This window comes from Rhodohalobacter sulfatireducens, assembly GCF_022012475.1.
Taxonomy (GTDB): domain Bacteria; phylum Bacteroidota; class Rhodothermia; order Balneolales; family Balneolaceae; genus Rhodohalobacter; species Rhodohalobacter sulfatireducens.
This window is the reverse complement of sequence record NZ_JAKLWS010000025.1, coordinates 41,159-54,189: the sequence shown is the minus strand read 5'-3', so window position 1 is coordinate 54,189 and position 13,031 is coordinate 41,159. Positions and strand designations below refer to the sequence as shown.

9 protein-coding genes are annotated in these 13,031 nt (G+C 42.7%); 5 read left to right on the top strand and 4 right to left on the bottom strand.

Annotated elements, in window-relative coordinates; translation table 11 throughout:
* Nucleotides 1–176: 176 nt before the first annotated feature.
* The 4 genes from L6773_RS15970 to L6773_RS15955 all read right to left on the bottom strand — a co-directional run bounded on the left by L6773_RS15970 (nt 177) and on the right by L6773_RS15955 (nt 5,701).
* On the bottom strand, nt 177–1,328 hold the full coding sequence (locus L6773_RS15970; protein ID WP_237855447.1) for an Sb-PDE family phosphodiesterase: 1,152 nt from the start codon (nt 1,326–1,328) through the stop codon (nt 177–179).
* A 464-nt stretch (nt 1,329–1,792) separates the two neighbouring features.
* The gene (locus L6773_RS15965) at nt 1,793–3,124 is read right to left on the bottom strand and encodes a GntP family permease (RefSeq protein ID WP_237855446.1); all 1,332 of its coding nucleotides are present in this window, start codon (nt 3,122–3,124) and stop codon (nt 1,793–1,795) included.
* Nucleotides 3,125–3,211: 87 nt separating this feature from the next.
* The gene (locus tag L6773_RS15960) at nt 3,212–4,555 is read right to left on the bottom strand and encodes an AGE family epimerase/isomerase (RefSeq protein ID WP_237855445.1); all 1,344 of its coding nucleotides are present in this window, start codon (nt 4,553–4,555) and stop codon (nt 3,212–3,214) included.
* A gap of 21 nt (nt 4,556–4,576) precedes the next feature.
* The gene (locus L6773_RS15955; RefSeq protein WP_237855444.1) at nt 4,577–5,701 is read right to left on the bottom strand and encodes an alkaline phosphatase; all 1,125 of its coding nucleotides are present in this window, start codon (nt 5,699–5,701) and stop codon (nt 4,577–4,579) included.
* 113 nt (nt 5,702–5,814) lie between these two features.
* Between L6773_RS15955 and L6773_RS15950 the strand changes: the two genes are divergently transcribed.
* The 5 genes from L6773_RS15950 to efp all read left to right on the top strand — a co-directional run bounded on the left by L6773_RS15950 (nt 5,815) and on the right by efp (nt 12,987).
* Nucleotides 5,815–6,336 carry an RNA methyltransferase gene (locus L6773_RS15950; protein WP_237855443.1) on the top strand — a complete coding sequence of 174 codons (522 nt, stop codon included), beginning with the start codon at nt 5,815–5,817 and terminating at the stop codon, nt 6,334–6,336.
* Between the two features lie 420 nt (nt 6,337–6,756).
* Nucleotides 6,757–8,787, top strand: a complete 2,031-nt coding sequence (metG, locus tag L6773_RS15945) for a methionine--tRNA ligase (RefSeq protein ID WP_237855442.1) — start codon at nt 6,757–6,759, stop codon at nt 8,785–8,787.
* The gene (locus L6773_RS15940; RefSeq protein WP_237855441.1) at nt 8,787–10,778 is read left to right on the top strand and encodes an alpha-amylase family glycosyl hydrolase; all 1,992 of its coding nucleotides are present in this window, start codon (nt 8,787–8,789) and stop codon (nt 10,776–10,778) included. Before metG ends, L6773_RS15940 begins: the two co-directional genes overlap by 1 nt.
* A 223-nt stretch (nt 10,779–11,001) precedes the next feature.
* Nucleotides 11,002–12,348 (top strand): sodium-dependent transporter, encoded by a 1,347-nt coding sequence (locus L6773_RS15935; protein ID WP_237855440.1) that lies wholly within the window; start codon nt 11,002–11,004, stop codon nt 12,346–12,348.
* A gap of 63 nt (nt 12,349–12,411) precedes the next feature.
* Nucleotides 12,412–12,987, top strand: a complete 576-nt coding sequence (gene efp, locus L6773_RS15930) for an elongation factor P (RefSeq protein ID WP_237855439.1) — start codon at nt 12,412–12,414, stop codon at nt 12,985–12,987.
* Nucleotides 12,988–13,031 lie beyond the last annotated feature (44 nt).

Here is a 13,031-nt window from a genome sequence, read left to right as displayed (position 1 = left end):
ATTATTTAATTATTGAACTCATAAATGAGTTTTGAGGATCATATTTCGTCTTCGCTCCTCTGCGTATTTCTGCCGATGCTTAGCACAGGCATACAGGTGAAATGTGGAGGTACGATCCCGACTACTCGGAAAAAACGAAGATGCGATTCAGGATCACCCATAAATAACTTTCATTTCTACTCAATATCAATATCAAAAGCTATTTGAGGATGCTGGTCCGGAGCAGTTACAGCATTCAGAACTTCAAAAGGAAGTTCAATGGAATCCACTCGCTCCAGCGTTTTAATATTCAGAACTTCTACAGACATTGGCTCGATAGTCAACACATCCTGATGTTGATGCAATGTGAAATTGCTCTTGTTCTCAAGGATATATTTTGAACTGGAGTGATTGGTGATTTTTACATTCAAAACAGAGGTATCACCAATATAACCGATTTCAGACAGTTCGAGAGATTCCTCAATCAGCGGTACCAAAAACGGCTCATGCCCGATCAAGAAATCATTCGACCAAACTACGGTTTTGCCGTCCATCAGGCTCTGTTTCAGAGATTCTTTTGTTCGTTCTTCGGAAAAGACAAGTGTTACCGGCCTGTGGCCATTGTGATGAACATCATACTCCCAATCGATCAATCCATGAATATCTGACGTTCCCAAAATGGTAAGATCATAATCTAATGCTATTTGAAGGGCCTCTTCTGAGTAGGTATACTCATTCACCACTTCGATTCCGTGCAGCATCTCATCTTCTATTAATTGCCTGTGCAGATCAGTCAATCTCGCAATTCCATCTTTTCGTTGGCTTGTCCAATTGGGATGATTCCAAAAAACAAACGCATCTTGGTTTTTCGCCTCTTGGAATGCAACCATATAGTCATCTTGCAAAAGCATATTCGCATCCTCCACAAAGATGGCGTTCGAATGTCCGGGTGGCATCTCGCGGGTAATTTCCGAACCGTTAATGACGATTAAATCGCTATCGTCAGGGATTGATTCCCGGGCAATATTATATGATCGATTTCGGTCGGGGTTGGGAATATCCTCTTCATGCGGCTGGTGTTCAAGGTGATCGGTAATAGCAATCACGTCGATATCATCCCGAATTGCCTCTTCGGATCGAATATTCGGCCAAACACTTCCGTCTGAAAACACGGTGTGTATATGAAGATCGGTACTGAGAGTATAATATCCCGGGACATCAGGAAAAACGATCTTTCTGTAATCGTGATTGTGCTCATGTGAATGTTGAGCCAATAATGGGATTGCAGTTATTGCAAAACACAGAGTTAATAGAAGTTTTTTAATGATCCGGTTTTGTTTTGATTTCATTTTCATGTCTTGGTTGTTGGCAGATTGAATGTTATGGATATGATATAAGAATATTTGACTTGTACTTCTTTAAGTTTTCTTTACGAGTAGGTTAAATAATTTTGATGATAGATTAATCAATTTCTCGTTTCTTTTTAAGAAAACCCTTCAAACGTATTGAACTCTTGAAAGGTTGAAATAACTAAACCATTTTTTCTTATAAATTTTTGGATATTTCGTTTCAAACTCGTTCCTAAGCTATTTTGCTTCTTCGGGCTACCACAAATGAAACTCTACTTACACTATTAATGCGTATTCTTTTCAAAATTATTCTCGGTAACTCCTCAAATTCATCTTCCGCCTTTCAAAATTTTTCACCTCGAATCTAACCTTCTCTATTCAACTACCCCCGGTTTTAATCGCAGGCTACCAACCACCACCAACTACCAACTACCAACTACCAATCAACTAACAACCAACCAATTCTATCCAATAATTAAATACAATAAAAACAACGTACTCGCCGCCGTTACCCCTAAGACAAGAGTTCCCAAACTGAATAACCGATAACCCATTTTGGTATCCATACCCGAGAGCTGAGTTACAACCCAAAAGAAACTGTCGTTCGCATGGGAGAAAACGGATGATCCAGCCCCGATCGCAATTACGACCATCGCTTTTTCGAGTTCGGTTTCAAAGCCGAGGGTGCCCATCATAGGAGTCAATATCGACGCTGTTGTAATCAGCGCTACGGTTGAGGAACCCTGCGCAGTTTTGATGGAAGCTGCAATCAAAAACGGAAGCCAAATACTCAGGTTAATATCGGAAAGTGTTGATCCTAAGAGAGCTGCTATATCTGAATTCTGCAATACTTTCCCGAAGATTCCTCCCGCGCCTGTTATCAAAATAATGGAAGCCGCATTTTTCAACGCATCCCCGACCCAGCCGCTGGTTGAAATCATCTCCCACTCAAATTTTTTGGGCAGTAAAAAGGCGAGAAACATCCCGATCAAGAGTGCAATCATCGGCTCACCCAGGAAAAGAAGAACATTTACGAACATATTACCAGGTGCAATCTCATACATGTTGATGACGGATTGTAGCACAATCAATAGAATCGGTACGAAAACCGGCAACGATGATTTGAATGCAGTCGGCGCTTTCTGCATACGCTGTTTCATATCTTCCTCGTCCACCTCGGGAATGGGGTCGATATAGGTTTTGGCTACATATTTATTGGCAAAAACCAGTCCTGCAAAAAGTGCTATCGCACTAATGGGAACGCCCAACAGCATTACAAGTCCGATATCTGCATTCAATATTCCCGCTGCCGCTATCGGCCCCGGTGTTGGCGGGACCAATGTGTGTGAGGCAGTCAATCCGAGAGCAAGCGCAACTGCAGAAGCTGACAATGTGATTTTCGCTTTTTTGGACAGGCTTTTATTTAGCGGTGAGAGAAGAATGAAACCACTGTCGGCAAAAACGGGAATCGAAACAAACCACCCGATGATACCCATCGCAGAAGGAACCCGTTTTCGGCCGGTCATCTGCAACACTTTCTCTGCGATTTTATAAGCCCCGCCGGAGTGTTCGAGAAATGCTCCGATAATCACCCCGAAAACAATCAGCAAACCAATGCCGCCAAGTGTATTACCAAAGCCTTCATTCACAGAGGTAATGATCTCATCAAAAGGCATTCCCACACAAATTCCATAAAATAATGCCACCAAAAACAGCACAATGAACGGGTGCATTTTGTACCGGGCAGTGAGAAGTATGATCAGACCAATGCTGAGAATCAGGTAGACAACAGCCATTTGCAGAATATTATTTCATATATCAGTCAGAATTACATCTCTTAATACAGATTATTTTTGATTTTAAAAACCGGATCTACACAAAACTTACTCACTCAGCCTATTAAAGCAATTCAGTAAAGACCGAATCGTATGATAGTTCCCTTTCCAGATTTGTGCTTTTAAACCAGTTTTACTGTCGGGTTGTTTGTCCAGCCCACTGTCATACCATCCCCCGTGTTCAGGGTCGATCAGATTATTCTGAATGTATTCCCACTGCCTCAAGAATTTTTCAAAATAGTTATGTGGATCATTGGGATACAGATCAGACATAATCAGGAGTGTATTCAATCCCTCCGCCTGGGCCCACCAGTTTTTTGTGTCTTCTACAATCGTTAACTCCTGATCACCGGGAAAATAATACCCAATATCATAGAATCCACCGGCCTCATCATCCCAGCCTGTTTCAAGGGTGTGGTCAGTCAATTTTTTTGCGATACGGTGTGTCTCTTGATCCTCTTCCATCCCCAGCACATGCGCAGCTTCCAGAAGCAAATAAGCTGTTTCGATATCATGACCGGGTGTAACATGATCATCACCAATATTTTCCATAATAACAGCCTTCGATGAATCTTGATAGGAAAGATGTGTCCAGTCGGCTTCAAAATAGAGATTCAGATACCCTTTGTCGGTCACCATTGTATCTCTGACGATATAGAACATCTCTTCCAGGCGTTCTCTAACCAAATCGTCCTTCCAAACCGTATAAAGTTCAGTCAATGCTTCCAGGATGTGTATTCCGCTATTGTAATCTTTGGGAGTTCCGGATGTATCGGGCGTGCCATCTCTGCCAAGTGGCTGGTAATAACCACCATGAATTGGGTCATGAGAATGCGTTTCGAGCCAGTTGAAGGTTTGTTTAGCAAGCTCAATTGCAGCCGGGTTCCCGGAGTAATGGTAGTAAGCTGACAAGCCGTAGAGGGCAAATGCATTTCCGTAAAGAGTTTTATCGATCGGTTCGCCATTATTTGGTATCGGTTCTCCCTCGCGATTTACAAGCTGATAAAACCCGCCGTACTGACTATCCCACATATGATTCTTCAAAAAATCAAATCCGTGCGCTGCGTATTCTTTATAGGATTGATTCTCGGGTTCGTGCTCTCCCAATTTTGACAGTGTCCACAAGTGGCGGGATTGAGTGACAATCATTTTATCCTGTGGATCTTCCGGCTGCCAATCATAGGCAAACCGGCTCAGGTATCCGCCATGATCGTTATCAATTACGCGCGGATACCAAACGTCTGTAAGATTGTTAAGCTCAGTTTGAATTTCACCCGCAACATTTTCCTCAGTGTTCTCAGTAAGTTGATCTGACGGATTGCACCCATATAGAACGAGAAAGGCCATTAATGCAGCATATCTCAAATACAAAGAAGTGACCTTTCTCATCATTTTATCAATTCGGTATTATCTTTATTCCTGAATCTCTTTGCCCCAGATTGAGAACAGTTTCCGGGCAATTTCTGTGTTGTCAAATGTGCCTTTAAACTGTTCAGCGGAAGGCCCAAAGCTGAAAATCGGCACATGTTCAGCAGTATGTCCGCCGGTAGAGTAGTTGTAACTGAACTCACCGTCACCGGCACTTGGAAGTGTTAATCCACCGGTTTCATGATCGGCAGTTACAATCACCAATGTATTGCCGTCTTGTTCTGCAAAATCAAGTACGTTCCCAACAATCCCATCGAAATCAATTAACTCTTCGATCATTAACTCTGCTTCGTTGGCATGGCCCTGCCAGTCGATCTGTGAACCCTCAATCATCATAAAAAAGCCCTCTTCATTTTGGGAAAGTTGGTTTATCGCAGCATCTACTAACTGACCGGCCTGGTCTCCTCTTTCGGCGGCCTGGCCCAGATCGCCCCCTTCCAGAAATGCAATTACACGATCCTGTCCGGCTATTTGCGAGAGTTGTTCTTCACTGTCAAGATATAAATATCCCATCTCTTCCATTTCAGAAATCAGGTTGCGGTCATCAGGCCGGGTTCCTCCCGCGCTTTCCGGCAGAAAGTAGTTGGAACCAGCTCCAAGCAGCATATCAATACCTGAATCCACAAATTTTTCGGCAATAATATACTCCTCACCCCGGTCATTATGATGGATAGCGTAAGCTGCCGGTGTTGCGTGCGTAATTCGGGAGGTTGCCATTAAAGCCGTGGATTTTCCAAGTTCATTTGCATAGTGGGCAATACTTTGTACCGGCGTCGTTCCATCCGGGAGAACACCCAGCATGCCATTTATTGTTTTAAACCCGCAAGCAAACGCCGTTGCACTTGAAGCAGAATCTGTGACTTTACTATCATGGGAATGGGTATAAACCGTTCCTGAATAGGGCATGGAAGTCATATTCAAATTTCCATGCGCATATTTTGCAGCCGTAATTTGAGGATATCCCATACCATCTCCGAGCAGAAATATGATATTTTTCGGAGTAGATTCCTGGACAGATTGATTCTGACTATCTGTGTTTTGGCAAGAAACAAAAGATGCAATCAGTACAAATAAAAAAAGGTTTAGCAGAAGTTTTCTTACGCTATTCATTATTTTTGATGTTCTACGATTTTTGTTGATTTGATTTATGTTTAAAGTAACATTTGCAGGGCTTTATAGTCACAAAATTTCTAAGCTTAATCAATTCTTAACACCCAAATAAATTGAAAAAACTATCTACAAGGCAAATACTGCAAAAAAACCAACAGCGTAACTCCCTACTGCGTGATCATTTTATTTTATGGCTTCACGATATCAGAAGCCTGCATAATGTTGGTGCCGCTTTCAGAAATGCAGATGCATTTGGAATTCACGAACTATGGTTTTCGGGATTTACTCCAACTCCTCCCCGCCCGGAAATCACAAAAACTGCTATTGGTGCAGAAGAACACGTATCCTGGAAGAAAATTGAACATGTAATTAAGCAAATCCACCAACTTAAAAATGAAGGTTATGCGGTTTTAGCGCTCGAACAAACGAATGAAAGTATACCCATTCATCAGTATCAACTCTCCGGTAAGCCGGTTTGCCTCATTCTTGGAAATGAAGTTACCGGCGTGGACGAAGAAATCCTGCGTGAAACAGACGCCTCCATTGAAATCCCACAATTTGGCATGAAGCACTCCCTGAATGTATCTGTAGCATCAGGTGTTGCGTTGTATGCATTTTATGAGAAGTATTTGTGACTAATCTTAAATTCGTTCCTGTCAAGCAAAAGAGCGTGATAAGAAGGGACTTTGTTTGGAGGTTTTTTTAATATGATAATGTTTGAATGAATACTCTCCCTCTTTGTGGCGTGTATTTCGCCAGAGGGAGGGAGCCGGAGGGTGGGTCCGAATGTCAAGAATTACAACCTTGCACCAGCTCAGAGATAACTCCACATGGTGCTAACACCCCTCTGAGTTTTTCAAGAACTTTTGAAAAACTCTGTCTCCCCTCAAAGGGAGACTTTTGCAAATTGGCTCAAGTCGTCACGGATTTACTTCAAACTTTGAACATTAAACCTTGAACCCAAACTAACGTCTGCAACTTGTCTATTGAATTGGTAATTTTGGTGCCACAATCGTTAACTTCAGCCGCTCGATAAAACTGATCGAAAATAATTTATGTCGAAACGAATTTTAGTTACTTCGGCCCTGCCCTACGCAAATGGCCCGATTCATCTTGGACACCTTGCAGGCGCCTACCTACCGGCGGATCTTTATACCCGCTACCAGCGCCTGAGAGGAAAAGATATTATTCATATATGCGGATCGGATGAAAATGGCGTTCCCATTACCATCGCTGCAGAAAAAGAGGGTGTGGAGCCACAAGAGATTGTGGACCGATATCACACCATGAATAAAGATGTCTTTAGAAAATTCGGCATCGATTTTGATTATTATGGGAGAACCAGTTCAGAAACGCACAAAAAAACGTCCCAGGATATCTTCCTGAATCTGTATGAACAAGGTATTTTCAGCAAGCGAAAGCAGGAACAGTTTTATGATGAAGAAGCTGATATGTTCCTGCCCGACCGCTACGTGAAGGGTACATGTCCGAATTGTGGTCATGGTGAAGCGTATGGTGATCAGTGCGAGAACTGTGGAACATCGCTCTCTCCCACCGACTTGATTGATCCGGTCAGTGCCATCACCGGAAATAAGCCAATCGTTAAAGAAACGGAGCACTGGTTTCTTCCGCTCGGGGATTTCCAGGAATGGCTTGAAGAGTGGATTGGATCCCGAAAGAATTGGAAACCAAATGTACTGGGTCAGTGCAAAAGCTGGCTCGATACCGGTTTGGGCGACCGTGCCGTAACCCGGGATTTAAGTTGGGGCGTTCCTGTTCCGCTGCCCGACGGCGAAGGAAAAGTTCTCTATGTTTGGTTTGATGCCCCGATCGGTTATATCTCAGCCACCAAAGAGTGGGCCGAAATCAAGGGCGATCCTGATCTATGGAAGACATACTGGCAGGATGAAGATACGTCGCTTATCCATTTTATCGGGAAGGACAACATTGTATTTCATTGTATCATGTTTCCCGCGACTCTAAAACAACATGGGGATTATATACTTCCTGAAAATGTACCTGCCAATGAATTCCTGAATCTGGAGGGAAAAAAACTATCCACGTCTAAAGGGTGGGCGGTATGGCTTCATGAATACCTCGAAGATTTTGAGGCCGATCTTCTGCGATATGCACTGGGAACAACACTCCCTGAGACCAAAGATTCGGATTTCTCCTGGAAAGATTTTCAAAATCGGGTAAACAGCGAACTGGCGGATATTCTCGGAAACTTTGTTTTCCGAACACACAGCTTTACTCATCGCTTTTTTGATGGCGCCGTTCCCGATCTTTCTAACCCCAGTGAACTGGATATTAAAACCCTGAAGGAGATATCCAACCAGAAAAAAAAGATTGAGAAATCATACGAATCCTTCCGTTTTCGTGAAGCGATCTATGAAACGATGGAATTAGCCCGAATCGGGAATCGATATTTCACAGAGACCGAACCCTGGAAAACACGCAAGGAAAATCCTGAGGCATGCGGTAATACGTTGTATGTTTGCCTTCAACTTACTGCAGCACTTTCAGTACTTTTTGAACCGATTTTACCGAACAAGATGCATCTTTTAAAAGAACAACTCGGTGTACCCGAAACAATTGAGTGGGACTTGGTGGATGATCACATACTCCCTGCGGGTCAGCTTATTGAGGAGGGTGACATTCTTTTTGAGAAAATTGAGGATGAAGAAGTTGAAGCTCAAATCAATAAACTCAAAGAACGGGCGTCCAAAAATGAAGAGCCCGAGAAAGATTTTCCCCCTCTGAAAGATGAGATTGATTTCGGAAATTTTGCCTCACTCGATTTGAGAGCCGGTAAAATTATCGCCGCTAAAAAGGTTGAAAAATCAAATAAATTAATCCGGATAACTGTTGATATGGGATTTGAAGAGCGAACCATACTCTCCGGCATTGCAGAGTTTTTTGAAGCTGATGATATTGTCGGTCAGTCGGTTTGTGTTGTTGCCAATCTCGCACCGAAAAAGATGATGGGAATCGAAAGCAATGGAATGATTTTAATGGGTGAAGACAGCAAGGGAACACTCCACTTCGTTGAAACTGATGCCGAACCCGGAAGCCCCGTTACTTAATGATCTCTACAAAACTGCCCGGTACAAAAACCTCGTTGGGATGTACTCTGTCTGATGACTCAACTGCCTTCGCCCTATACTGTCCAAGGGCAAAGTCGATGAAGTGCATTATTTTTAATCATTCTGATGATAAAAATGGTGAAGAACATCCAATGCAAAAAGGCAAAGCCGGTATTTGGTCACTTACCATCGATCGAAACCTGGAAAGCAAATGGTATGCCTATAAAGCGGAGTTTAGCACGGATCAACGTCCCAAATCTCCATACAAAAAATCACTCTTTGCCGATCCATACAGTAAACACGTTACGGTTCGAAATACGTATCAGCAGGATGCAAAAACATATATTTTTGATGACAATTTTGATTGGCAGGAAACTGACCACATTTTTCCGAAAGATCCTAGAGATCTGATTATTTATGAAACCCATATCAAAGATCTCACCGCTCATCCAAGCAGTGGTGCGGATGGCATGGGATCATTCAAAAAATTCATTGAACAGAATCAAAACGGCGGGATTCAACATTTGAAAAATTTGGGTGTGAATTGTATTGAATTTCTTCCACTTCAAAAATTCGCCCCCGTCGAACCTCCTTACGGCAGTAAAACGAAAGAGGGCTTTCATAATACATGGAATCCATACGAGGCGAATTATTGGGGGTATATGACATCCTTCTTTTTCGCGCCTGAATCCTCATTTGCATCCGACTGGAGTAACCGGCATTCCGGGAGAACAACTGCGGTAGTTACGGAATTTAAGGAAGTAGTTAAAACACTCCACTCCGAAGGGTTTACAGTTTTGATGGATGTGGTCTATAACCACACCTCCCTTTTTGATAAAAATCCACTTACCCATCTGCTGTCAGATGTTTATTTGAGAAGAGACCAGGATGGCAACCTGATGAACCGAAGCGGAACCGGTAACGAATTTAAATCCGAAGAACCTGCAGCAAGACAATTGATTATCGATTCGCTCCTGTACTGGATGGAAGAGTACAAAATTGATGGCTTTCGTTTTGATTTGGCCGCCCTTCTCGACAGAAAATCATGGGATGCAATTAAAAAAGCCGTTCAAGAAAAGTATCCGAATGCAGTGTTGATTGCTGAACCCTGGGGAGGACATTACTCACCGCATGCATTTTCAAATCATGGATGGGCATCCTGGAATGATCGAATCAGGAATAGTTTTAAAGGATCTGATCCACAACACGATCGTGGATTTATATTTTCTGACTGGCAACACGAAACCAAGCGGGAAAGGCTTGAAAATATTATTCGCGGTACATTAAATCACGGTGAAGGCGGCCTTTTTAATACTTCGGCCCACAGTGTAAATTACCTGGAAAGCCATGACGGGTATACACTTGGAGACTTTATTCGAATTGGGCTCAATCCCGAACTTTACGATCAGACGATTGAGGATCTCGAAAGCCATACAAAATTAAATGATCATCAGCTTTCAATTTCAAAACTGGCAGCATTAAGTCTTTTTGTATCCCAGGGAATTACCATGATTCATGCCGGTCAGGAGTTTGCACGGTCTAAAGTAATTGCCCGTACTCCTGTTAATGATCCAGACGAAAGCAAGATCGATCATAACAGTTACCAGAAAGATAACGAAACGAACTGGCTCAACTTTGACCACCTGAAGCTGAATCGTGGTCTCTATGAATACTATCGCGGACTGATTGATATCCGAAAGAAATCTCCTGCACTGAGAAAATGTAAGCCAGAGGAGATCCATTTCGATTATTACGGCAACCCACTGCTTATCAGTTTTTTCATCAATGGAAATTCCACTGATGATATGTATGATTATTACATTATAATGAACGGGAATTCATTTGCTATCGAAAAGCATGATTTACCCGCCGGAACTTGGGAAATTTTGGCCGATCATGAGATTGCATCCTCCCATATTTTGAATATTGCAAGTGGAAGTGTGAACATACCTTCTCAAAGCGGTATATTGCTGCGAAAGTTGCGTCACTAGTTGTACGCCGGAGAGCTTCTCCGGCACTGGCTTTTTTTGATTTTGGAAAAGAACGGGATGTTATGTTGTTGAGCGAAATTCGGGCCTCCTGTTCCGCATGTACTGGTAAACTTGGGATCCTCAGTAACGGGCAAGCTGCCCGTTTTACTTAAAAGCAAAATTGGAATTGTAGAGGTTCCAAAATATTTTAACTGGCAAAAACTAACTTAAAACCTTTTTTGACTTGGCAACATCTTCTTCAACAACCCGAGGAACCTGGAACTCAAAACTTGGATTTATTCTTGCCGCTGCCGGGTCTGCCGTTGGACTTGGTAATATTTGGGCTTTCCCAACTAAGGTTGCAACCGAAGGTGGTGCTGCATACCTGCTTATCTACCTGCTTTGTACATTTGCTATTGGATTCCCCGTAATGGCTGCCGAGATTACTATCGGACGAAGGGCCGGAAAGAATCCGGTTGGAGCATTCAAAGCAATCAGCTCTAATAAATTCTTTCCTCTTGTGGGGATTTGGGGTGTCATTTGCGGTGTAATGATTCTATCCTTCTATACTGTAATTGCCGGTTGGGCTTTTGGATTTGCTTTTGAAGAGATATTCTACTTTTTCGGTTGGGCCGATGCAGCGAACTGGCTTACAAATACCGGCAACGGATTTAAAAATGCGCTGATTGCATCCGTGTTTATGTTTGCTACCATTAGAATTATTACGGGCGGCGTAAGCGATGGAATTGAGCGAGCAACCAAAGCAATGATGCCCCTTTTGATCGGAATTATAATTGTAATGATTGTATACGTGCTTTGGCAGCCAGGAAGTAACGCAGGTATTGAAGCCTATCTGCTACCCGATTTTAGCAGAATAAACGCCGGTTTAATCTTTTCGGCTATGGGCCAGGCCTTCTTTTCTCTCTCTTTGGGCATGGGAGCGCTGATTACCTACGGCTCCTATCTGAGTAAACGAGAAAATATTCCACAGGCTGCAGCTTTTGTTACACTTGCTGATGTTGGTATCGCTTTCCTTGCAGGACTTTTAATAGTACCGGCCATGTTTCTCGCGCAAAGCCAGGGAATTAGTATTGATGCAGGTGGATCACTGGCCTCGAGTACGGATCTTGTGTTTCAAATTTTACCCGCACTGTTCCACACAATTGGCGGTGGGGTTGGGATGATTCTTGGTGTTACTTTTTTCCTACTCCTCAGTATTGCAGCGCTTACCTCCACAATTTCACTTTTGGAAGTTCCTGTTTCATATGTGATTGATGAATTTGAAGTAAAACGAAAGAAAGCGGCATGGTCCGTAGGTCTGGGTATTTTGGTGATCTCAGTTATTGTAGCCTACTTCCCTGTACTCATTGGCTGGTTTGATTATCTGTTCAGCAGTATCGGTCTACCGCTGGGTGGATTTTTGATATGTATATTTGTTGGCTATTTCTGGACAACTGACAAAGCGATAACTGAGATGGAAAGCGGCTATGCCGGAGTTCGAAAAAGTTTATTTGCAAAAGTTTGGCCAATATTTATCAAATATATTTGTCCTGCTGCTATTCTGTATAACCTTATTTCTAATTTTGTGTAATCTTTTTGTTATCAAAGCAAGCAGGTGGTATTTTTCCACAGAAGAAAAGAATCAAAATAATTTATGTCTAAAGTTTCTACCTCAGATTTCCGAACAGGAATGAATATTCTTATTGACGGAGAAATCTACTCGATTGTCGATTTTCAGCATGTAAAACCCGGTAAAGGCGGTGCTTTTGTCCGTACGAAGCTGAAAGGTGTTGTCAATGAAAAAAATATTGAAAAAACATTTCGCTCAGGTGAAAGTGTAGAATCGATTCGTGTAGAGCGGCAGCCTTACCAGTTTCTATATTCTGATGGCGATCTATACTTCTTTATGCACCAGGAAACCTATGAGCAGATCCCACTGGAACGTTCGCGGGTTGAAAAATCGGAGTTTGTTTCCGACGGAATGATCTGTACACTCGTAGTTGACGTTGACAACGAAAATATTTTGTACGCCGAACCACCTGACCATATCGATACGGAAGTGGTTCAAACCGATCCGGGGCTTAAGGGGGATACCGCCCAGGGAGGAAGTAAACCTGCAACAATAAGTGGAGGAGCCGTAGTCCAGGTGCCTCTTTTTATAAATGAAGGAGATTTGATTCGTGTGGATACCCGAACAAGCGAGTATGTAGAGCGGGTAAAGTCTGATTGATCTCAGTGAGTTACCACAGCTTGCATACTCCCCTGAAATTAGAT